This window comes from Brevibacillus parabrevis (assembly GCF_022701015.1).
Lineage (GTDB): Bacteria > Bacillota > Bacilli > Brevibacillales > Brevibacillaceae > Brevibacillus > Brevibacillus parabrevis.
Map to the genome: position 1 here is coordinate 5,748,249 of NZ_CP064090.1, position 22,426 is coordinate 5,770,674.

Genomic DNA, 22,426 nt, shown 5'->3' on the forward strand with positions numbered 1-22,426 from the left:
CAGGCGTTATATGGTCTTACTCTTACGGTGTCTTTTCGCTCATCATCCGGCTAGACAAGTGTCAGAACTGCTGCAATCCCCAAACATAAAAGCAGGCACAGCAAGGAAGTGAGATACATCAGACGAATGGTTGCCGTGATATCGGCAGCAGCCAACGGCCGATGCGGGTCCCCGAGCCTTGCCCGATTGGACGGCACACCCTGGTAGTAGTTAAGACCCCCAAGCTGTACGCCAAGTGCGCCAGCCACCCCCGCTTCCGGCAATCCGCTGTTTGGACTTGGATGCAGGTGCGCGTCTCTTTTGATCATCGCCCAGCACTGTCTCCAGTCCAGTCGTTGCAACCAGCTTGCCATGACCAAAAGCAGCGCGGTCAGGCGAGCTGGTATGTAATTCATCACGTCGTCAAAACGCGCGGACGCCCAGCCCAAGTTTTTGTACTTCTCATTTTTGTAGCCGACCATCGAATCAAGCGTGTTGGCCGCCCGATAAGCCATCGCCAGTGGCGCACCGCCCAATGCGGCGTAGATCAGCGGGGAAACAATCGCATCCACGATGTTTTCCGCTACCGTCTCCACCGCCCCCCGGCAAATTTCCGGCTCATCGAGCTGATCCGTGTCACGCCCTACCACCATCGACAAGGAGCGCCTTGCCGCCGCCATGTCATTTGCCAGCAGATGGCGGGCAATCTCCAGCCCGGCGTCCGCCAAGCCTTTTGTCGCGATCGTCGTGGAGATGAGCCAGGCTCCAACCACCCACGCGAGCAGTGGATGCACGAGAGCAGCCACCCACAAAATCAGCCAGACGGCGGCATAGCTGCCTGACACGATCAGGAGCGGAAACAAGATTCCCGCCAGCTTCAAATGCGATTCCCGCTTGACGACCGCGCGAATGACACGCTCCAGCCGCGTGATCCACCATCCGATGATCACCACCGGATGCGGCAAGCTGCGCGGGTCGCCTACCACCCGATCAATCAAGTATGCCGCGCACAATACCCACACTTCCGTCATGTTGTCCCTCTCTTTAGCTTCCCAGCCTTTGTCTGTGCCAGCGCTGCCCATCCCACTCCGCAAACAGCGCTTCTCCGTGCTTTAGCCCGTCTACTTGCCAGTATTGGCGCGGATCTTTTGCAAGCCATGCCGCCTGGAACCAGCGAATCACTCCGCCGTGGGCAACCAATACGGTCGTTTCGTTTGGTTCCCGCTGTTGCCGATCCATCAGCTTGCACAACCAGCCGTCTACGCGGTGGCCCAGCGCTTGCAGGCTTTCCCCGTTGGGCGGACAGCAGTGAAAAGGATCGTCGTACCAGCGCGTAGCCCGCTCGCAATCCGCCTGCATCAGCTCGTCGTAGGTCAGCAGCTCCCAGTCGCCAAAAGACAGCTCCCGCAAAGCCGGAACAGAGATGATCGGCACATCCCATACGTCGGCCAGCGGTTGGGCCGTCTCCAGGCACCGGAGCAAATCGCTGGCGTAGAGCGCATCAGGCCGTTCGATCTGGCGGGACAAGCGCTCTGCCAGTTCACTCGCCTGCCTTTTTCCATCTATGTTCAAAGGGACGTCGCTATGCCCGAGATATCTGTGTTCCCGATTGCTGTCAGTCTCGCCATGGCGTATCCAGACCCACCTCATAACCACCAACTCCCGACCAGTACAAGCAGCATGACCGCCTCGCTGCTCTCGATGACAGCCCCGTAGCAATCCCCGTTCAGCCCGCCCAGCTTGCGGGCAACCGAACGACAGAACAGCAGAGCGAACAAGCACGATCCAGCGATCGCCGCGACGACCTGCCAGCCGCCTGCCAGCCAGCCAGCTGCGAGCAAAGCCACATAGCCGATGACGATCGCCCACAGCGACAATCCGGCGCTGATGCCTTTGCCGATCCCTTTATCCGCCGACAAGTACGGCCAGAACCGAATGGCAAGCAGGACATGGGTCCGCGCCGCTGCGGGAACAAAAACGAGGAGCAGCCCCCAGCCTGGATGTGTCAGCTCTGCCAAAGCGCCCGCCTTGAGCAGCAGTAGCAAAAGCGCCGCCAGCACGCCAAAAGCACCCACGCGGCTGTCCTTCATGATCGCAAGCACTTGTTCTTTTGGCCTGCTGCTGCCCAATCCGTCCGCCAAATCCATCCAGCCGTCGAGATGCAGTCCGCCTGTGATGTACACCCAGACGACGAGCGTCAACACGGCGGCAAGCCACGGACTGAAGAGCGAAAGCCCTGCCTGGTGGACACCCCATAGCAAAATACCTATGACCAGCCCGACAGCCGGATACCAGTTGACGCTTTTTTTCCACGCCTCATCGGATGGGCGCAGCCACGGGACGGGAATCCGCGTAAAAAAGGCAATCGCGTGCCAAAATGCATTCATCCTTTGATCCTCCACGGGATTCCGGCCATTACCGCGTAGACGGCATCCGCCTGCCGTGCACTCTGTTGATTGACATCCCCGAGCACATCGGCGAACCATCTGCCCAGCCGATTCATCGCCACTCCGCCCAAGCCGACCTCGCTGGTGACTGCGATCACTTTTTGCGGGGAGCGGCTGACGAGGGCAAGCCACGCCTCCAGTTCCTGCAAAAGCGCTTCGGTATGCTCCTGGCTGCGCCACTGCGCTTCCTCGACGCTCATCAGCCGATTGCTCACCCATGTCGACAAGCAATCAATCAGCACGACCCCGTAGCCTGATGCAACGCTCTCGTAGTCGCAAAGCCGCTCCCCTACCTCGACGCTTCCCCATTGACTTGGACGGCGCTCTTTGTGCCGCTCGATCCGCTGCTTCATCTCTTCGTCCCAGGCTTGCCCCGTTGCTACGTAAAGAACTCGCTCGCCAGCCTGTTCGGCCAGCTCTTCGGCAAAGCGGCTCTTGCCGGAGCGAACGCCGCCTGTCACCAACACCAGACTCAACGCTTGCCGCCCCTTTCATCCCGCACCTCGCGCAAGACCGCCATCAGGCGAGCATTTTCCGCACTTCCGCGAACCGCGATGCGCACGTCATGGGCAGTCAGTCCGGGATACATCGCGCAATTGCGGATCAGCACCCCTTTTTTGCCAAGCCATTCTTGCAACTGGGCCGCCGGCAGCTCCCCCGGCGAGCGAACGAGCAAGAAGTTCGCCTCTCCCGGCCACACTTGCCATCCCAGCTCCTTGCCGACGAAGTCGAGCAATTTGGCCCGCTCTTCGGCGATCAGGCTGCGGGTTTTTCGCTCGTACTCCTGCTCTATCAGGCACAGTTCCCCCGCCAAAAGGGCCAGCGCATTCACGCTCCAGCTCACTTGCTTTTGCCGCATGTTGGCGATCACGTCTGGATGGGCGATCGCGTATCCCAGACGCAGGCCGGGAATCGCATACATTTTCGTCATCGACCGCATCAAAATGACCCATGGAAAGCTCTCCAGGCGACTCGCCAGCGTAAACTGCCGTTCTTCCGCCACGAAATCGAGAAAAGCTTCGTCCACGACCAGCCAGGTGCCTGTCTCTGCCGCCCAGTCCGCCATTTGCAACAGCTCCTGCGGCTCGTACAAGATCCCGGTCGGGTTGTTCGGCGAGCCGACAAATACGAGATCAGCCTGTTCAAACAGCTTGTACAGCTCGGCGCGATCCGGCTTGTAGCCGTTCTCTGCTTTTCCGTAGCAACCAATGACACGCGCGCCAAACTGCTCGGAAAGCTCTGCATATTCCGAAAAGCACGGATACACGACGCCGACTGTCTCTGGTTGCAGCCCGAGAATCGCCAAAGCCATCGCTTCCGCCGCTCCATTGGCTGGCAAAAGATATGCTTCCGGCAGTCCGAGACGCTTCGCCAGCGCCTGGCGAAACTCGCGGTGTCCCGGGTCCGGATAGCGCAACACCGCAGACAGCGAATCCAGCAGCATGTCCCTGACCCGTTCCGGCATGCCGAGCGGATTGATATTGGCGCTGAAATCGAGAAACTCTCCAGGCTTTACGCCAAAGCGTTGCGAGGCGGTCAGCAAGTCGCCACCGTGACCATACGTTTCCAGCACGTTCATTAAAATTCTACCCCCAGCACTGCTGGTATTCCTTCGTCATAGTAATGCTTGAGCGGCTTCATTTCTGTCACCAGATCAGCCATGTCCATCACTTCCTGCTTGGCGCTCCGCCCCGTCACGACCAGATGCACATGGCTCGGCCTGTTTTGAATCGCTTCCAAAACATCCGACAGCGGCAGCACATCGTCAATGGGAAAACGATCGATCGCCAGCGCGTTGTTCAGCTCGTCCAAAATCACGACGTCATACGCTCCCGAAGACAGCTTTTCCCGGGCAAAAGCCCACGCCTCCTTGAGCGCTTCCCGATGCTCCTCTGGCGTCTTCGTCCACGTAAAGCCTACGCCCTTTTGCACGATCTCGATGCCGAGCTTGTCAAAAATGATTTTCTCTCCATACGTCCGCTCAGGCGACTTGATGAACTGAATCATAATCACCTTTTTTCCCCGCCCGGTCGCCCGTACAGCCAAGCCCACCGCTGCTGTCGTCTTTCCTTTTCCGTCTCCGGTATAGACCAAAAACAGTCCACGTTTATTGCTCACAACGCACACCCCCAGATTGAAGTGAAGACCTTGCTGTCATTTTGACCCTACATACTTTTCAGGGCCCCCGTCAGTTACCTAAAAAGGATAGTTTTCTCCAGCCCTTTTCAGGTACTTTTCGGGGACCCCATTGTCCAGTCCAAAAAGTGTCAGCGATTGCTTGTCAGGCGCACAAAAAAACGCTTTGTTTTCCAAAATCTAGAAGGAAAACAAAGCGCGGATAGCTGACAAAAACAATCCTCACCTCTTCCTTTGACCCGAAGGAAAACAGTGCATACACCAAAACAGGCAGGTTTCCTGGCTCAAGGATCATCACTCTTCTTCTCCTTCCCGCCTCGTAGTGGGGCAGTGGATGGCGCCGTTGCCAGGAAGAAGAGCTACTCTTTTACAGTGGCGGGACCGCGTTGGCATTTCACCAAACTTCCCTTTTAACCCTGTCTTTCACGAAATAAGCACTCGCAAAAACACAAGGACCTGTTTTCTATCCTATTCAAATGTCGTTCATTCATTTCAATAACACTCACTTGTTTTAATAATAGCAAATGCTACCGTGGATTCAAGCAAAAGCTGCAAATCGGAGAGGGAAAATGGAAAAACACGGAAAATCCGAGGGAGCGATTCTTGCAAACAACGAAAAAAGCCAGCCTGAGCTGACTTTTAAACTTCCCATCATTAACCAGCGAGGAAATCAGCCAAGATCACTTCCATGTCAAACGGGGTAATCCCCTCTTCCATGGAAAAAACCGTGTCTGCTTCCTCCATCCGGTCGGTAATCGTCCCTCTCGCCTGTGCGTGCAGGGTGAACAGCTCGTGCAAGGTCGGCTTCACAAGTGTCGTCAGCGCGCGGCCCATCCATTCGATACCGCCGCCATTTGCCTCTACGTTGTTGACGAAGCGCGGATGCGAACGCAGCGCGATGTCCGTCCAAATGACTTTTCGCTCTGCCAGATCGAGAATGACCGGGAGGCAGATCGTCGAACGGGCAGCGATGTCGGCTTTATCCTGAACTGTCAACGGTTCAAAAACTTCGCCGGACTCGGGCTGACTGCGGATCATCCAGCCTGCGAAGCACTCCGGCAAATCGCAATACGGCTGGCTCGTAAACGAGTTCAGTGACATCACGACATAGCGCCCGCCGTATCGAAGCACTGACTCGATATCGACATCGATGAACTCGCACGCTCCGTTCGGCGCCTGTACGACATCGCCGCTATGGCAGGCGCGATACTTCGCGGACCGCAAATTGGTGTAGGACACATGCTCCATGTACGTCCACTTCTCGTCATACAGGACAGCGGACAAATCGATATCTACCCGCCCGGTAGGGACATCGTTGACGATCCCTTCCTTCCACCAGGTGAAAAAGCGGATCGTGCTCCCCTCGGGGATCGGCAGTCTGGAGCCGCGCGCTATCGTGCGCAACGCCTTGCTTGCCGATCTTTGGGAAAAAGGCACCAGTTGCTCGTGCAATTGCGGGTCGATATAAACTTTTCCGAGAGTAGGCAAGGCAGAAAAGCGCCGAATCAATACCTCGCGACATATCCCGGCTGCACGCGCGCGCTGTTCATCCGCCAGCTGCGGAAGCATATTGGGGATCGCCTGTACTTTTGCCACTTCTCCTTTTGGAAAGAACGTTCGCCACTCACCGTATCGCTCCCGCTTGTCAAAGTGATTCATCACCTGCAAAAGGACGGGGGTCGATACAGAAGTCGCTATCTGCTCAAAGGAGCGCAACACCTGATCGCCCGCTTCCGTCAAGCGGAGCATGTGATCCAGCCGTCGGGCAAATTCACCTGGCCGTTGCATCAGCAATCTGGTCGCTTCTTTTATATCGCACGCCAGGATCGCCAGCTCGACCTGACTGTTGAAAGTCTCGATGCGCCGATTGTTGCGCAAAATATCAAACGCTTCCGCTGCCCGCGGATAACGGTCTTTGTATTCAAAAGGATGCAAAATCTCCCCGAGGCGAATCCAGCGGTTTTTATAGCGCTGCATGTCTTCCGCCAGGTTCGGGCTTGCTTCCAGCAATCGAAGCAACAGCCTGCGCTCGGCCCGTCTGAACTTGCGAAACTTCGCAGGGGCAGCCAGGCTGACATCCCCGTCGGACAGAGCCGTCGCCAGTCGCAGAACATCTGTTGACGTCTTGCAATACTTCGCAAAAAAGTCAGGCGGCATTTTGTCGGCCCGAAGCAACACGCTCGCCACGACAGCGGCATTTTCCTTGTGCGGGATTTCCGGCGGCAAAGCTTCCGCAATCCCTTTGCAACCGTGAATCAAGCCTTTCAAGTCTTCCTTGTCCTGAGCGGAGAGCGAGCTGTTCGCCCGCAGCATGTTCATGCCTATTTGCAGCAGCTCTTCGTCCGTTCCCAGTTGAATCACTTTCAAACGGGATTCTTTCAGGAGCGGCAGCCGCTTTTTCACTTCATGCACGGGAAGCTGCCACGTCAAGTAATGGATAATCGCCTGGAGGTACAGTTCCCCGTCGCTCGCTTCCATGACCTGGCGCGGGAAATTCGGATAAAAAGGCTTGAAGCGCCTGGAGGCACCGACCATGTCTTTTAAAACTCTCACTACCTCCGAGTAGAGCGGGAAAAATTCCGCTTCGGACAGCGTGCGGATTCGCTCGATCAGCTCCAGGGAAAACGTGTAGCCCAAGCTCTCCATATTGCGCAAGGCCGCAGCCAAGTAAGAGACAGGCAATTCATGCTGTCCCGCTTTCACAATCAGTTTGTTTTTCCGGCGAAGGTAGATTTGATTTTTCATCGGCAGCAATAAAAAAAATCAGGAAAGCAGTACCCCTAATATCCAAGTTGAGTAGAAGGAAGGTGTACAATAGCCTGATTTTTTTGTTCCTTTTGTCATTTTTATACATATTATCCTGTTTGCCATAGGTTGTAAAGGCTCTCCCGAAAAATAGGAGTTTCTTCACAGGCGGTCTGTTTGGCCTTGCATCCTTTCGATCAGGCACTGGAAAACAACCCCATAGTACAATAAGACAGCACCTGCCTGAAATGAAAAACATTGAGGACATGACAGATGAAAAAAATTCAGCAAATCATGGCGCTGGCTGTACTGCAAAGCGCTGTTTCCTTCGGCACTCCTGTCTGCGCACAGCCCGTCGACGTCACGGTAAACGGGCAAGCTGTCGCCTTTCCCGACGTCCAGCCGTATGTAGACGCACGCTCGCAACGTACGCTGGTGCCCGTCAGATTCGTGGCTGAAAAGCTCGGGCTGCGCACGCAATGGGATGCAAAAACCGGACAGGTTACGCTGCAAAACGCGACAACCACGATCAGGCTGACGGTCGGTCAAAGCATTGCGCACGTGAACGGCAAGCAAGTCCAGCTGGATACGGCAGCTGCGCTCCGCAATGGCCGGACAATGGTGCCGCTCCGTTTTATCAGCGAATCATTTGACGCCCGGATCGATTGGAACGCCGAGCGCAATCTGATTGTTATCGCGACAGCCGCTCCAAAGCAGCACAGCACGTGGCTGTGGGATGCGTCCTTGCTTTTGAGCGGTCAGGAACAGGAGCGAATGATTGAATTTGCCGCGGAACAGCAAGTGACGAGCATTTACTTGCAAATCGACAAGGACATTCCGCAAGCTGTATACCAATCGTTCATGCAAAAAGCGCAAAAAAGGCAAATCAAAGTAGAAGCATTGAACGGCCGCCCCGGATGGGCTTTTCCTTCCGGCCACAGCCAGATCGAGGCTTTTATCGACTGGGTCGAAGCCTACAATGCGGCTGTCGCCCCTGAGGAGAGGTTTTCCGGGCTGCATTTTGACATTGAACCGTACGTGCTTCCCGAATGGAAAAGCGATCAGACACGGGTCGTCAGCAACTGGATGGACAGCATACGCCTGATCGAGCGCAGAACAAAAGCGAACGGTCTGCGGCTTACGCTGGACATTCCTTTTTGGCTGCATCAGGTCAAGGTTCCCGACACCCGCTACAGTTTGAGTGCGTGGATGCTGGAAAAAGCCGATGCGGTGGTCATCATGGATTACCGCAACTCCGCTTTGGGCAATGACGGAATCATCGCCAATGCCCAGCCGATTTTGCGGGAAGCGGGCACATTGGGCAAGCAGGTCATCGTCGGAATCGAAACCGCCCCCAGCGCGGAAGGTGCCCATACGACTTTTCATTCGCTGCCGACACATGTGCTGAAAACAGAGCTTCAGCTCGCCAAGGAAAAGCTCGCTCAGCACGCAAGCTACGCAGGCTTTGCCATTCATGACTACAACCACTGGACGAAACTAAAGCAAGACAGCTTCTGAGTGTCCGGGCTGCTCGGGCTCGGGATACGGGAACAAATCCGCTACCCGCACGCTCTGGCCGCTTTCATTCGTGTAGACGACATGCTCGCGCGTAAAATCACGCGGGCTTTCCAGTCCACAGGCTGCGGCGAGCGAAAACAAGCCTTCGCGCAACTGCAAAATGTAGTTCATGACCCGCCACTGCTTTTCTTCCGGGGCGAGCGCCTCCTGGTATTTGGCGTCCGTGGTCGTAATTCCGGTCGGACACTTGCCTGTATGGCATTGCATCGCCATGATGCAGCCGTTCGCCATCATGAAGCCGCGCGCGGAGTTGACAGCGTCCGCCCCTAAGGCGAGAGCAATCGCCACTTTGTCAGGCGTGATCAGCTTGCCGGACGCAAAAATTTTGAAGCGGTCACGCACGCCGAATGTCCGCGCCACATCGTCGAGGATGAGCAGCGCAGGATAGAGCGGCAGCCCCATCCCGTCCGCCATCGCTTTGAAAGTCGCGCCAGAACCTCCCTCCGAGCCGTCAACCGTAATGAAATCGGGGTAAATATCCAGCTCGGTCATTTTGGCGAACAGCGGCTCCAGCCTTTTGGCGTCACCGACGACGATTTTAATTCCCACTGGTTTTCCGCCCGCTTCCTGCAACGTGCCGACAAACCGGAGAGCTTCCTCTGGTTTGGTCAGAAACGCAAAACGGTTGGGGGAATTGACCGTTTTGCCCACAGGCACCAGCCGCGCTGCCGCCACCTTTTCTGTCACCTTGGAGCCTTCGAGATGGCCGCCCCGTATTTTTGCCCCTTGATGAAATTTCAGTTCAAACGCTTTGATCGCAGGCTGACTCGCCTTGCGCTTGTATTCCTCGATCGAGAATCGCCCTTCGTCATCGCGGTATCCGAACATGCCTGGCCCGATCTGTGCGACGATATCCGCGCCTGTAGCGAGGTGGACTTCCGCCACGCCCCCTTCTCCTGTGTTGATCCAGGAGCCGCCCGCCATTTTGGCTCCGCTTCCCGTAGACAAAATGTAGTTTTCTCCGACCGCCCCGTACGATGTGGCAGATGCCCCGAACATGCCTTTGAGCCGCCACGGGTGTTCGCGGCGCTCTCCCACGACAATCGCATCCTGATCAGCCAGCAGCCACGGCTTCACTTGTTCCTCGATGAACTTTTCCTGGCGAGTGAACAGGCCCTCATCTGTAATCACGTACTTTTTGCCCACAAGCACTTGCTCGTTGTCTACCCGCAGCTCGCTCGTCAGCTTGGGAAACATGGCGTTGGACAAGTAAAAGCCCGGCTTTTCGTAATCTCGTCTGCCGCCAAACGAGATGAGATCCGTGCGGTATTTCGCCGCGTAGACCAACCCGACGAAATCAGCGCGGGAAAACGGTCTGCCGTCTGTGTCGTTGTCAAACCAGTATTGGCGAAATTCCGGCCCGAGCTTTTCCAGCAAATAGCGCACCCAGCCCAAAAACGGGTGCGAGCGGATAATCGAATGCTTCGGCTGTTTGGACAAGGCGTACATATATCCGAAAAAGACAAGCGGCGGCAGTACCACCACCACGAGCACTATGATCAAAAGTATCGACTGCATCTTGTTTCCCCTCCGGCATTGAGCATCTTCGTTCATTAGGATGCTACCTGATCCTTCCTCTCATACAGTACGGCGGTTTAGGGCAATTCCGCTCCTGTTTTTGTGCAAAATATTATTTAAAGTAACTTTCAAATGATATTGATTATAAATATCATTCATGATAATTTGATAGCAGAACCATACATCATGCCTACAGAAACGAGGAGATTCTCGATGAGCGCACGCATTGGACTTCCCGCACCCGATTTTACGATGGACACCGTGACGTTTGACAACGGCTTCCCTGTTCCGAAAAGCTTGGTCGATTACCGCGGCAAGTGGCTGCTGCTATTTTTTTATCCATTTGATTTTTCCAAAGTATGCCCGACCGAAATTCTCAGTCTCAATCGCCGAATTGACGAGTTCCGTGAGCTGAACGTCGAAGTGCTCGGCGTCAGCGGAGACAGTGTGCATACGCACAAAGCCTGGATGAGAGCAAGCGACGGAATCGGGCCGCTGTCGTTCCCGCTGGCTTCTGATTACAGCAAAGAAGCGACCAACAGCTACGGCGTGCTCGATGAAGCGACCAAAGCACCCCTGCGGGCGAGCTTCATCATTGACCCGGAAGGCATCTTGCAGTATGCGGTTGTCTCCAACTCCAAAGTGGGCCGAAGCGTAGATGAGACATTGCGGGTCATTGAAGCTTTGCAATCCGGCGGCCTGTGTCCGATGGACTGGAAGCCAGGGCAAAAAACGATCTCTTAACAGGCATACAGCAACTGACAGGCAACGAAAAACCTCGACCGAATGAGCTGGTTGACAGCTCCGGTCGAGGTTTCTTTTTGGCGAACAAACAGCCTAATCGTACTTCTCGTCGTCCACGCGTATTTGCCCGTCCACGATCAGCTCCAGCTCCGTTTCGAAGTTCAGCACGATTTCGCCCGGCATCTGGTCGGCGACCTCTGCCAAATCGGGAAGCAGCAGCGCGTCTTCCAGCGATTCGGGCTTTGCTGGCAGCTCATTGAACCAGCCGCGAATCGCATCCATCAGCTTGTAAAACGACGCCTCGAACTGGTTGGCGTCATCTTCGGCGTCATCCTCATGGCTTCTTTTCATCCGCTCCCACGCATCCAGCGTCTGGCGCAGTGCTTTTTCGATCGTCGCGTCCATGCCCCGCCCTCCTTTTCGCTCCTGTATTCTTCCTAGCTAGTATGACCGCTTTCGCTGCCCTTTTCCAGCCTTTCCGGCACCTCCGCTTTCGGATCAAGTCCCTTCCATTTTTTATAATCGTTGCGATTTTTGACACCTTTTATAGCCCGTTTGAGTCATACGCAAATGAATCGGGACTGCTATCCTAGTCTTAGCTGGCAGCCCCTTCCCTCAGGAGGAATTATCGAGAGCTCTCATTACAAAGGGGGGAACGTACCCTGACTCGTACTAGGAACAAAAAAATGGCGCTTCGCCAACTGCTGTCTGCTTCCTTGGCAATCGCGCTTGTCATGCCTGCTGCCCTCACAGCGCTGGCGGAAGAGTCCGCAGACTCCTTGCAAGCACAGATCGACCGGGCGGCACCAGGCGAAACTATCACGATACCGGAAGGCAAATACGAAGGGCCGATTCGCATTACGAAGCCGCTCAAACTGGTGGCAGACGGAGACGTCAAGCTGACCAACCCGAGCGAGGAAGCTGCCTTGATCATCGCGGCAGACGACGTTACCTTGCAAGGCATTACGGTGGTGGACAGGAGAATCAACAGCGAGGATGCCTCGATTATCGTCAAGGGCAACCGCAATCTGCTGGAAAAAGTCACCGTGGATACGATGGGAACGGGCGTTCAGTTGCGAGGGGCCAACTCCAATACGCTGCACAAAGTTTTCGTCATCGGCAAGGTAAAAGACAGGGGCAGTACGAGTGATGCCGGCCACGATCACAGCGCTCATCTGTCCAAAAGCCAAAGCAAGCCAAAGGTGACGGTCCAGGCTCAAAAAGGAAACGGCATCGACCTGTACGACTCGAATGACAATCGCCTGACCGACAATCAGGTGACGAACGTCTTTGACGGAATCTACCTGGAGAAAAGCAGCGGCAATCAGCTGGAGCAAAACTGGGTGGAAAAGTCGCGCTACGGCTATCACCTGATGGGCACCACGAATACAACTTTGAAAAACAATACCGGCAGCGAAAATGTGACGGGCGCCATGCTGATGGAAACAAGCGAAGCCACAGTCATCGGGAACCAATTTTTGAAGCAGCAGAAAAACCCGAACTCCCAAGGCATTTTGCTGTACGATGTGCAAAATTCGCTCATCACGGACAACCGCATCGAAGGGAACCGGGTCGGACTGTACCTGGAGCGCTCGACCGGGATTACCGTCAAAGGCAATCAACTGGCGCTCAATTTCGTCGGAATGCAGCTCACGTCCTCTTCGCAAAACACGTGGACGAACAACCAGTTCATCTCCAATGTCATCGCGGCGCAAGCCCAGGACAGCGCCACTGACAACATAAACGGCAACTATTGGGACAACTTGCTCGGTCTTGACGTAGACGGCGATCATATCAGCGATCTGCCGTACGAAATGAACCCGTTTTACCTCGGCCTGACTGACGCCGTTCCCGCCTATCAGCTGTTTTTCCAGTCGCCGGGCTTCGTGTTTCTGGAAAATTTGTTCACAAACGGCGCAGGCAGTCCGATTCGGGACAACTCGCCGCTGATGCCGACATCCGCTGTCTTGGCAGCCGATGCCCAAACGACCAGCGGCTGGGGTGCTGGCATACTTGGCCTCATTCTTTTACTGGGAAGCTGTACATTCATATACGTAGGAGTGAAGAAATCATGATGAAATTGAAAAAATGGGTAACCACACTGGGAGCAATCGCAGGAATCAGCCTGCTCATGGTCGGCTGCGGAAAAGAAGAAGCACAGCCTGTAGACATCGCGGAAGGCGTAGACAAATGTGACCTCTGCCACATGCACGTGCCGAACGACCACAACGCAACAGAAATCATTTTGAAAGACGGCAAAGCGCTGAAGTTCGACGATATCGGCTGCTTGCATGAATGGACGAAAGAACACGGAACAGACGAAGTCGCCATGCAATACGTTCGCGACTACTATACGGCAGAGTGGACAAAAGCCGATACGGCAACTTTTGCCTACGACAAAGAATTTAAAACGCCAATGAGCTACGGTATCTACTCGTTCAAAGACAAAGCGGAAGCGGACAAATTCGTGGCGGAACAAAAGAAAGGCGTCGTCATGAACGCGGAAGGCCTGAAAAGCCACACGTGGGAACGCAGCATGAGCGAGCATATGAAAAAAGACGGACATTCTTCGGGCGGACATCAATCCGGCGGTACGGAGAGCACTCCTGCCCCAGCACACGGCAATGGCACAAGCACGCCAACGACTACACACCACTAATACCACGAATAGAGGAAGTGGCGAGCCTTGCACATCAATCTGATTGCGAAAAGGGAAGTGAAGGTAGGTTTCCGCAATCCATGGGCCTACTCTTTCATGGCTCTGTTTTCCCTGTTTAGCCTGGGGCTGCTGGTGATCCAGTCGCAGTCCTACATGAAAGGCTACACGTATACGACAGGCACCATGCTCAATCTGATTTTGTATTTGCTGCCGCTGATGACGATGCTCCTCTCCTCTTTCTCCCTGACTGCGGAGAAAGAGGAAGGTAGCTGGCAACTGCTCTCGACCTACGCGATGACGACCTCGTCGTTTCTCATCGGCAAATACGTCGGCCAGGCGCTCGTCCTGATTGCCATCGTCAGCTTTGGCTACGGCATCTCCGGGGTGGCTGGACTTTTGCTCGGCAAAAGCTTTGCCTTTTCCACCCTGCTGTTCCTGCTCGTCTTCTCGATTTGTCTGATCCTTTTATTTTTAGGAATCGCCATGCTGATTGGCGCTCTGTGCCGGAATCGCTGGCAAGCTTTGACCATGGGCGTCAGCATCTGGTTTTTCTACATCTTGGCCTGGCCGACGCTGTTGATTTCCTTGCTCAGCTTCGTGCCGTACACATGGATCAAGCCCTTGCTGCAAATCGTGACTTTTTTCAATCCAGCTGAATTTGTCCGCGTCTATTCTGTGACCCGGCTTGGCGGCGGTGCCATTTTCGGGCCGGAATACTACAAGTGGATTTACTGGATCGACTCGGCGCTCGGCGACGTTTGCTTCGTCGCACTCTGTCTGCTGTGGATTAGCGCTACGCTGTTTATCGCTACCCGGGCATGGGAAAGGAGATAACACGATGCAAACATTCGGCCTTACCGTCGATCAGGTAAGCAAGACGATCAACGACAAAACGATTGTCCATCCTTTCAGCCTGCGCATCGAGCCTGGCGAAGTGGTCGCTCTGTGCGGCGGAAACGGAGCGGGAAAAAGCACGATCCTGCGCATGCTGGTAGGCATTCTCCGTCCCACTACAGGCACGATTCAGCTCAACGGCATGAGCTGGGAGGAGCAGCGCGTCGACTATTTGCAGCAGATTGGCTACATGCCTGATCATTTCTCCTTCACGGCTGGTCTGACTGCACGCGAGACATTGGAGTTTTACGCAGCGTTGCGCAATCGGACCGCAGAAGATGCCGACAGGATGCTGAAAGCCGTCGGTCTGCACGATGCCCGCAACAAGCGCGTTTCGCATTTTTCCAAAGGCATGCAGCAACGCCTGCTGTTCGCCCAGGCGATCCTGGCAAAACCGGCCTTGGTCGTCCTGGACGAGCCGACAAACGGCCTCGACCCTTACTGGATGGACGCCTTCGTCGATCTCGTGCGCGAGCTGCGCCTGGCGGGACAGTCGGTCATCTTCTCCACTCACCAGCTTCAAGTAGCTGACGCCGTGGCTGACCGCGCGATTTTCCTCATGAACGGACAAATCGTCCGCGACGACACGATTGATCAGTACCAGGAGCAGTACGGCAATGTCGGGCTGTACGGTGCGTTCGCGGAGCTGGTGTCTCGGGCGCATTCATAGCCAAAGAAGAACATACAGTCAGACATGATAGTGACACCGCTGTTCATTCGCAGCTATCGTCCAAACGCAAGAAGCCAGTCAACGGTTGATCCCGCCGACTGACTTCTTTTTTTTCAGGCTAAGCTTTAACATGCGATAACAGTTGCGAATAATCATCGTACGATAGCTGACTTCCATCCCCATAATGCTTTCGTTCTGCCTCGACAAGTCTCTCTTGCGGATTGTCAGCGGTAGCAGCCCACTCCCTGATATAATTCCTTAACCGATCGGAAAACTGCAATCCGCGTGTCTTGTGAATCTTCCAAGCGCGAACAACATTAACCTCTGGAGTAGGGTTTTTCCATACGACCTCATCATCAAGCAAAATATCAAGCACTCTGCTATTTATCGCTTCCATGAAATAAGTGCAATCAAGGTTCTGCCATTGCAAATGAAAACTTACTGCATCGAAATTGAAAAAGACCCCTTTAGATATATTCTCAAAGTTCGGCGCTAATAAGCGTTCGCGAAAAGCCCAATTGCTTTGGATTCCCCATATGTCGAATTCAATGCCGTCAACCTTAAGCTTATATCCCCCGAACCGATTTTGTTTATAGGAAAAGCTGGAAAAAGCTTCGGCAAACCTCGTATCAGGAGCATCCACAATTATGTCATAATCCCGTGGTGTTCTGCTCTCAGCCAGATCCCGTACAGCCCCACCAATCAAAATCAAATTACCGTAGGAGCTAAGGTCATGTAGCAAGCGGTCTACTTGTGGGCTGACTTCTCTTAACAGTTCAATCCTTTTTAGGATCATGCCTGTCTGATTGTAGTCTTCGTGAGCGCATCTCCATGCACTGCCCATAAGTAGCCCTCCTTACAATTTGATGCCTGATAGCTTTTGATACAATTCTAACGCATAAGTGTCAGTCATGCCACAAACAAAATCCGTCACTAGCAATAACCGATCATACAAACTTGGCTGTTTATCAACTTGCAGCGAAAAGGGGTAGCGCTGCATGAGATAGCGATAATTATCAGAGATCAGCATGAAATTCTTGCCTTTTTCGGAGTAGGCAAATTCATCATTGATTTTGAAAATATTCTTCTCCAGTTCAGCTAGCTGGTAGATGCTATCTGTACTCACTGAGCAAACGAATATTTCCAGCAATCCGCGAATCACCTTTCCCCCTACCAACTCGCGTGTAATAATGTCCCGATTCGGAAAAATATAATTCTCTGCAAGCGCTCGGAAAGCTTCCCGAACCTTCGCTGCTGACGAATTTTCCAAAATCTCCTCATCAAAGTCGCCGTTCAAGATGCGGTCATGCAATTTGAGGAAGCTTTCCACTACTCCATGAATCATGGCTCCCTGCGCCTTAATCCGCAGCTTTTGCACCGCATTGTCTAAACGGTCTGAACGCCGCTCCTCTGTATTTTGTTTAAAGTCACTTACAAAGGAATCGAGAAGCTTTCTATCGTCTTCTGTTTTGAAAAATTCTGCGAACACATCTGTAATGATCGAATAGTCCAATACTTTCTTTTTGCACCCATCTTCAATATCCGCTGCTGAGTAGGCAATATCATCGGCCGCCTCCAACAAAAACGTGACAGGATGGCGTTTATCCATAATTCCGGTATATTGGCGAACTAGCTCAAAACGTTCCTGCTCCGAAGTCATGTATCCAAATTTTTTGTAAGAAACGCCGAGATCTTGTGCTTTGCGCTCTGCTCTGCTTTTGTTCCCTTCCAACGAAGAACGGGGATATTTCAAAATGCTTGCCAAAGAAGCGGCGCTTAGATTGTAGCTATATTCATCCACTAATCCATTCAGCTTGGTCAACAGGCGGAACGATTGCGCATTTCCTTCAAAGTGTTCAAAATCAGCCTGCATCTGCTTTGCATACTGCGAATTCCCCTCAGCCAGTTGCCTGAGATTTTTTTCGTTTTCAAACCAATCCCGAAAGAAAGTTTGAATCGCTGCTTCCCCAAAATGACCAAATGGCGGATTACCCAAATCATGCACAAGACCAGCAACGGCCAATAGCGCGCTCAGTTTTCCAACAGACTCCTCTTTAAATGCCTGCGGTTTTCGTTTCGAAAGATACTTTTCCACACTGATGCCCAGTGATCGACCAATTGTCGCCACTTCATGAGAATGCGTTAAGCGAGTGCGCACAAAGTCACTGTTATCAAGAGGGAAAACTTGCGCTTTATCTTGTAATCTGCGAACTGCTGAGCTAATAATCAATCGGCTATAATCATCATCAAAGTCATTTCGCAAATCGTATTCATTATCCTTTGTGCGATCTTTTACCTGTCGATCTCGCAAGCGAACTCCGCTCAATAGTTGTTCCCACTGCATTAATGTGCTGTTCTGCATCTACTCATCCCTCCCTTCTCTATTTTACTACACAAAAACGCATTATTTGGTATTTTTGTCTCTTTATACAAACAAAAAATATTACTTTTTTCCTAAAAACCAACTAGAGTTACCTACTCTTCCGTTCGTTTGTTCTTATCCTCGCTTACTCAAATCGCCTTCGCTTCCATATAAAAAACAGATAAAAACTTTTTCACGCTGATGCGGCATTTCGTCGTCTTTTCTCCGGCTTCCAGCTCCTGCATCCGTTGGCGAATTTCCTGGAAGTCAAACAAGCGCGGGGCAAAATGCTCAAAAGTCGGGTTCGCGTAATCCGTCAAACCGAGCGAGGACAAATGCGTAAACGCTTGCAGCACCATGCGGCGAATCCGCTGCTCCATCGCCCGTACCTCTTTGGTCAACGCCTGCTCGTCGAGGCTGCCGTGCAACTTGAGCAAAATTTGCGTGTACAGCTCCTTCAGTTGCAAATCCCGCAGTTTGTCCACTTCCCGATCGTTTTGCGCCAGCCAGCCCATGATGACGAGCAAATCGTGCGCCCCCGCCTCGCTTGCGATCCCGAGCTGCAACAACAGTTGTCTCGCTTTTTGCGCCAGGCCCTCCTCGTCGGAGGAATGAGCTTTCAGCCCGCCCGTCGGCTGCTCTTTTCCTTTGACATCAAGAATTTGCAACGACTTGCGGATAGATTGCAAAGAGGCTTCCAGCGTCAAGTAATCAGACACCCTTTTGAGCACTGCGATGACCTCCAGGCGGTTGATCGGCTTCTGGATAAACGTATCAATCCCCTGCAAATAAGCCTCTCCGATCATCTCCTTGTTCTCCACCTGAGAAACCATGATGAACCGGCCCGCGAACCCTTCCGCTTGCAACTTCTTGATCGTCTGGATGCCATCCAGCCCAGGCATGAGCAAATCGATCAGGACGACATCTACTCCGTAAAGCTGATCGATGGAGACACAGTTGCCATCGCTTGCCTGGCCGACGATCTCGCCCAGGCCGCTGTCCGCTATGATTCGCTCCAGCATGCGCCGCACTACGGCATCGTCTTCAATCAAAAAGAAACGTATCATCGGTTATCCTCCCTCCCCTCTCAGCAATTGATGAGTCGGAATCCGCACTTCAAAATGAGTCCACTCTCCCAGATCGCGCAAAATGTGCAACTGTCCCTGCAAGCTCTGCACGATGCCTCTAGCATGTGTCAGGCCAATCCCGGTGGATGCGTTGCCCTGCGCGTCGTATTTCGTCGTATAGCCCGGTTCAAACACCCACTCCCGTTCATCCTGCGAGATTCCCGGCCCGGTATCCAGCACCTGAAAGACGATTTGCCGTCCTTCCAGTCTGACGTTCAATTCAATTTTACCCGATCCGTCGATTGCTTCTACGGCATTCGCCACCAAATTGTTCAGCACAGACAACAGCGCATAAATTTGATTGGTCGCCAGGCTGACCTGACAGCTCCAGGCAAACTCGATTTCTTTTCCGAGCATCTCCGCATACTTCTGATTCGCTCGCATCACCAGCTCGCACAATTCGCCGACAGGCATCTGGGGAGCCAGTCCCTCCTGATTGATCAGCTTGGAAATACCTGCGAGAATGCGCTGCGAGTCTTTTTTTACCTCGTGCACATGCTCGGCAATCGTCAAAGCCGTAGGAGATTCGGCATGCTGCGACGTCAGCAGCCGCCTGTACAACCGATAGCTTTCACGGGTGATGTCCTCCAGTTGCGTCATCGATTTGCGCAAGTAAAACGCCTCTTCGTAAAGCTCAGTATTGATCATCCGCAGCCGTTCCAGCTCTTGCTGGCGCACCTCGCCAACCGCCCGAATTTGCCGGATCGAGACGCTGTTGTACAGACCGACAGCGAAAAAGCTGCGCAATACGCCGAAGAACAAGAGCATGAAAAAGCCTTGCCACGTAAGCGGCGGAAAACCGTTCAAAAACTCGCGCACCTGCAATTCGACCAGATTGGAAGCAAAGTCGACAGAAGCTCCGATCAGCCCCATTTTCAGCGGAAATTCCACGTAGTTTCTTGCCCGCAGCACCCGGAACAAAATGGCAAAGCTGAAATAGTAAAACGCAGAGGGAAGGTGATCATACACGCTTTCCAGCCACGGGCCGTAGCCCATGAGCATGTCCATGCCGACCCGAAAGCCGAGGATGAACGTCCCGGTTAAAAAGCCTGTCGTGATCACAGGTACGGATGAAAACCAGAGCAGACCGAAAGAAAAAGCAGCAATCCCCAGCGAGAAGCGAAACGATCCTCCAAGCGGATTGACCTTCATCTCTCCGAAAAAGGCCGTTGCCAGCATAATAATCATGAGGACCAACAGGCGCTCGCGCATAGATTCCCCCCTTTCCTACGCAAAAAGATCTCCCATTCCTATTTTACTAAGAACTGGAGATCCGAACAGATGCTTTTGCATCAAGCGTGTTTGTTTTCAAGTCGTTTGGACACGATCGACAAGGCGTAATTGACGACGAAGTACATGACCGCTACTAGCAGGAAAGTCGGGATCACGTAGTTGACGTTGCGCCCGTTGATGATTTGCGCGTGGTTCATCAGCTCTGGCAGGGCGATTACGACGGCGAGCGACGTGTCTTTCAGCAGCGAGATGAACTGGCTGACGATCGGCGGAACCATTCTTCGCAAAGCTTGCGGCAAAATGATGTGCCACAGCGTTTGCACGTAGGTAAGGCCCGATGAACGCGCAGCCTCAATTTGCCCTTTTTCCACCGATTTTAAACCGCTGCGCACGATCTCCGAGAGCATCGCCGCTTCAAAGATGACCAGTGCAAGGACAGCTGCATAAAACTTGTCGAGCTTGATGCCGACTTCCGGCAAAGCAAAGTACGTGAAAAATATAATCAACAAGAGCGGCAGGTTGCGGATCAGCTCGACGACTGTAGCCAGAGCTTGGGAAACACCGGGAATATTGGCGTAGCGCAGAACCCCGACGACGATCGCGATAGCAAAGCTGAACACAATCGCTAAAAAGGCAACTTGCAAAGTAAGCCAGAAACCTTCGAGCAGGAAGGTCAAATGACTGGGCGCGTATGCTCCGATAAAGTCCATGTTTTCCCCTCCCTTAGCGGCTTCCAGCCAAGCGTCGCTCCCAATAGCTGACGAGCATGCTCAACGGAAGTGTCAAAATCAAATAAAAGATAGCGACAAAAATGTAAACGTCAAACGTCACGAATGTGTCGGCAGAGATCAAATCCCCGAAGTACATCAAATCAAGACCCGCGATAACGCCAAGCACCGAGGAATTTTTCACCAGGTTGATAAACTGGTTGCCCATCGGCGGGATGACGACCTTGATCGCTTGCGGCAAAATGATGTAGCGCATCGCCTGTCCGTACGTAAGTCCCGAGGAACGTGCTGCTTCCATTTGCCCTTTTGGTACAGCCAAAATTCCGGCGCGGATAGTCTCCGCAATGAATGCTGCGGTGTACACCGTCAGTCCAAGCGTCCCGGCTACGAATGGCGCCAGCAAAATGCCCATGGCAGGCAGACCGACAAAGAACAGAAACACGACGAGAATCAGCGGAATGTTGCGGACGAACTCCACGTAAGCCGTTCCGATCCAGTTGAGCGGGCGAATCGGCGAAATCCGAAAAATCGCAAAAAGCGTTCCCAAAACAAAGCTCCCGACGAGAGCGAGCAGGCTGGCTTGCACCGTGTTCCAGAAGCCTTCGAGGTACATATCCCAATGATCAAACAAGATGGAAAAATCGATCATAGCTGTAGCGATCCCCCTAGTCGTAAGAAAATAAGGGAATGAGCGGCGAAGTGAACCGCTCATCCGTCATGGAGTAGAACCGCTTATTTTTTTGGTTTTTCCCCGATCCATTTTTCATAAATCTTGTCGTATTCGCCGTTTTCCTTCATTTCTTTCAGCAGGTCGTTGACGGCTTTGACAAACTCGGCGTCGCCTTTGTTGATCGCGATACCGTACGGCTCTTCGGTGAACGTTTCTTCTGTTACACGGTAGTTCGGATCTTGCTTCGCCATTCCGTACAGGAGAGCGTTATCGGTAGTGAGCGCATCGCCTTGTCCAGCCTTGAGCGCTGTGAAGGCTTCTGCGTAGTTTTCAAATTCGAGCACTTCTACATCAGGCGCGCTGGCGCGAATGTTTTTCGCAGAAGTGGAGCCTTTGGCTGTCAGCACTTTCATCCCTTTTTGCAGGTCTTTGAGTCCGTTGATCGGGCTGTCTTTTTTCACGAGCAAAGACTGTCCAGCCAGGAAGTACACGTCGGAGAAGTCTACTTCTTTTTTGCGGTCCTCGGTAATGGTCATCGTCGCGATAATTGCGTCAATTTCCCCGTTTTTCAGCATCGGGATGCGCGTTTTGGAGGTTACTTCCTTCAGCTCGATTTTGTTTTCGTCGCCGAGCACTTTTTTCGCAATCGCTTTGGCGATATCGATGTCGAAGCCTTCTACGTTGCCGGACGCCGGATCTTTCAAACCGAACAGGTTCAGGTCGTACTTGACGCCGACGACAAACTTGTCTCTTTCTTTGATTTTTGCCAATGTTCCGGTACCAGCTGCCGCACCAGCGCCAGTCGAAGCGGTTCCTCCCTCCGACTTGGCCCCGCCACAGCCTGCCAAAGCAGTTGCGCTAAGCATCAAGACAAGACCCATTCCCGCAATTTTTTTCCAGACGTTTTTTGTTTTCATTTGATTACCCCTCATCTCT

The 22,426-nt window shown here is 53.2% G+C and carries 22 protein-coding genes and 1 riboswitch; of the genes, 6 read left to right on the forward strand and 16 right to left on the reverse strand.

Going from position 1 to position 22,426, the window contains the following annotated elements; translation table 11 throughout:
• Positions 1 to 50: 50 nt before the first annotated feature.
• From cbiB to IRJ17_RS26370, 7 genes are all read right to left on the reverse strand, one after another.
• Positions 51 to 1,010 carry an adenosylcobinamide-phosphate synthase CbiB gene (gene cbiB, locus IRJ17_RS26340; protein WP_173596040.1) on the reverse strand — a complete coding sequence of 320 codons (960 nt, stop codon included), beginning with the start codon at positions 1,008 to 1,010 and terminating at the stop codon, positions 51 to 53.
• 13 nt (positions 1,011 to 1,023) lie between these two features.
• A complete protein-coding gene (locus IRJ17_RS26345) occupies positions 1,024 to 1,629 on the reverse strand; it encodes a histidine phosphatase family protein (protein ID WP_173596039.1) in 606 nt (201 codons plus the stop codon).
• Complete coding sequence (cobS, locus tag IRJ17_RS26350; RefSeq protein ID WP_173596038.1) at positions 1,626 to 2,366, reverse strand: adenosylcobinamide-GDP ribazoletransferase; 741 nt, start codon at positions 2,364 to 2,366, stop codon at positions 1,626 to 1,628. Before cobS ends, IRJ17_RS26345 begins: the two co-directional genes overlap by 4 nt.
• Complete coding sequence (gene cobU / locus IRJ17_RS26355) at positions 2,363 to 2,893, reverse strand: bifunctional adenosylcobinamide kinase/adenosylcobinamide-phosphate guanylyltransferase (protein ID WP_229049938.1); 531 nt, start codon at positions 2,891 to 2,893, stop codon at positions 2,363 to 2,365. The genes cobS and cobU overlap by 4 nt, the downstream gene beginning before the upstream one ends.
• 5 nt (positions 2,894 to 2,898) lie before the next feature.
• Positions 2,899 to 4,005, reverse strand: coding sequence for a threonine-phosphate decarboxylase CobD (cobD, locus tag IRJ17_RS26360; RefSeq protein ID WP_242772416.1), 1,107 nt, complete (start codon positions 4,003 to 4,005; stop codon positions 2,899 to 2,901).
• Positions 4,005 to 4,544 carry a cob(I)yrinic acid a,c-diamide adenosyltransferase gene (gene cobO / locus IRJ17_RS26365; RefSeq protein ID WP_173598470.1) on the reverse strand — a complete coding sequence of 180 codons (540 nt, stop codon included), beginning with the start codon at positions 4,542 to 4,544 and terminating at the stop codon, positions 4,005 to 4,007. Before cobO ends, cobD begins: the two co-directional genes overlap by 1 nt.
• Positions 4,545 to 4,814: 270 nt before the next feature.
• Positions 4,815 to 5,036: riboswitch (cobalamin riboswitch) on the reverse strand.
• A 180-nt stretch (positions 5,037 to 5,216) separates the two neighbouring features.
• Positions 5,217 to 7,307, reverse strand: a complete 2,091-nt coding sequence (locus IRJ17_RS26370) for a TerD family protein (RefSeq protein WP_122962800.1) — start codon at positions 7,305 to 7,307, stop codon at positions 5,217 to 5,219.
• A 273-nt stretch (positions 7,308 to 7,580) separates the two neighbouring features.
• Between IRJ17_RS26370 and IRJ17_RS26375 the strand changes: the two genes are divergently transcribed.
• Entirely contained in the window at positions 7,581 to 8,825 is a 1,245-nt protein-coding gene (locus IRJ17_RS26375) for a copper amine oxidase N-terminal domain-containing protein (protein ID WP_122962799.1), read from the forward strand.
• On the opposite strand, the gene IRJ17_RS26380 is transcribed toward IRJ17_RS26375, so the two are convergent.
• A complete protein-coding gene (locus tag IRJ17_RS26380) occupies positions 8,805 to 10,403 on the reverse strand; it encodes an FMN-binding glutamate synthase family protein (RefSeq protein ID WP_122962798.1) in 1,599 nt (532 codons plus the stop codon). The two genes, IRJ17_RS26375 and IRJ17_RS26380, sit on opposite strands and share 21 nt — an antisense overlap.
• A 213-nt stretch (positions 10,404 to 10,616) precedes the next feature.
• On the opposite strand from IRJ17_RS26380, the gene IRJ17_RS26385 reads away from it, so the two are divergent.
• Entirely contained in the window at positions 10,617 to 11,147 is a 531-nt protein-coding gene (locus IRJ17_RS26385; protein ID WP_122962797.1) for a peroxiredoxin, read from the forward strand.
• 93 nt (positions 11,148 to 11,240) lie between these two features.
• On the opposite strand, the gene IRJ17_RS26390 is transcribed toward IRJ17_RS26385, so the two are convergent.
• Complete coding sequence (locus tag IRJ17_RS26390) at positions 11,241 to 11,552, reverse strand: hypothetical protein (RefSeq protein ID WP_122962796.1); 312 nt, start codon at positions 11,550 to 11,552, stop codon at positions 11,241 to 11,243.
• A 281-nt stretch (positions 11,553 to 11,833) separates the two neighbouring features.
• Between IRJ17_RS26390 and IRJ17_RS26395 the strand changes: the two genes are divergently transcribed.
• From IRJ17_RS26395 to IRJ17_RS26410, 4 genes are read left to right on the forward strand one after another with little or no spacing between them, the layout of a single operon-like run.
• On the forward strand, positions 11,834 to 13,222 hold the full coding sequence (locus tag IRJ17_RS26395) for a right-handed parallel beta-helix repeat-containing protein (protein WP_242772418.1): 1,389 nt from the start codon (positions 11,834 to 11,836) through the stop codon (positions 13,220 to 13,222).
• Positions 13,219 to 13,806 (forward strand): nitrous oxide reductase accessory protein NosL, encoded by a 588-nt coding sequence (locus IRJ17_RS26400; protein WP_122962795.1) that lies wholly within the window; start codon positions 13,219 to 13,221, stop codon positions 13,804 to 13,806. Before IRJ17_RS26395 ends, IRJ17_RS26400 begins: the two co-directional genes overlap by 4 nt.
• Before the next feature lie 27 nt (positions 13,807 to 13,833).
• Positions 13,834 to 14,640 carry an ABC transporter permease gene (locus tag IRJ17_RS26405; protein WP_122962794.1) on the forward strand — a complete coding sequence of 269 codons (807 nt, stop codon included), beginning with the start codon at positions 13,834 to 13,836 and terminating at the stop codon, positions 14,638 to 14,640.
• 4 nt (positions 14,641 to 14,644) lie between these two features.
• On the forward strand, positions 14,645 to 15,370 hold the full coding sequence (locus tag IRJ17_RS26410) for an ABC transporter ATP-binding protein (RefSeq protein ID WP_122962793.1): 726 nt from the start codon (positions 14,645 to 14,647) through the stop codon (positions 15,368 to 15,370).
• 118 nt (positions 15,371 to 15,488) lie between these two features.
• On the opposite strand, the gene IRJ17_RS26415 is transcribed toward IRJ17_RS26410, so the two are convergent.
• The 7 genes from IRJ17_RS26415 to IRJ17_RS26445 form a co-directional block, all read right to left on the reverse strand.
• Positions 15,489 to 16,214 (reverse strand): nucleotidyltransferase family protein, encoded by a 726-nt coding sequence (locus IRJ17_RS26415; RefSeq protein WP_122962792.1) that lies wholly within the window; start codon positions 16,212 to 16,214, stop codon positions 15,489 to 15,491.
• 12 nt (positions 16,215 to 16,226) lie between these two features.
• Positions 16,227 to 17,732: a dGTP triphosphohydrolase gene (gene dgt, locus IRJ17_RS26420; protein WP_173596029.1), complete on the reverse strand. Its 1,506-nt coding sequence runs from the start codon at positions 17,730 to 17,732 to the stop codon at positions 16,227 to 16,229.
• Positions 17,733 to 17,881: 149 nt separating this feature from the next.
• Positions 17,882 to 18,799 carry a response regulator gene (locus IRJ17_RS26425; RefSeq protein WP_122962790.1) on the reverse strand — a complete coding sequence of 306 codons (918 nt, stop codon included), beginning with the start codon at positions 18,797 to 18,799 and terminating at the stop codon, positions 17,882 to 17,884.
• Between the two features lie 3 nt (positions 18,800 to 18,802).
• A complete protein-coding gene (locus IRJ17_RS26430; protein ID WP_122962789.1) occupies positions 18,803 to 20,071 on the reverse strand; it encodes a sensor histidine kinase in 1,269 nt (422 codons plus the stop codon).
• Between the two features lie 80 nt (positions 20,072 to 20,151).
• The gene (locus IRJ17_RS26435; protein WP_122962788.1) at positions 20,152 to 20,802 is read right to left on the reverse strand and encodes an amino acid ABC transporter permease; all 651 of its coding nucleotides are present in this window, start codon (positions 20,800 to 20,802) and stop codon (positions 20,152 to 20,154) included.
• A gap of 13 nt (positions 20,803 to 20,815) precedes the next feature.
• Positions 20,816 to 21,469, reverse strand: coding sequence for an amino acid ABC transporter permease (locus tag IRJ17_RS26440; protein WP_063228395.1), 654 nt, complete (start codon positions 21,467 to 21,469; stop codon positions 20,816 to 20,818).
• Positions 21,470 to 21,552: 83 nt separating this feature from the next.
• On the reverse strand, positions 21,553 to 22,407 hold the full coding sequence (locus IRJ17_RS26445; RefSeq protein WP_122962787.1) for a glutamate ABC transporter substrate-binding protein: 855 nt from the start codon (positions 22,405 to 22,407) through the stop codon (positions 21,553 to 21,555).
• Positions 22,408 to 22,426 lie beyond the last annotated feature (19 nt).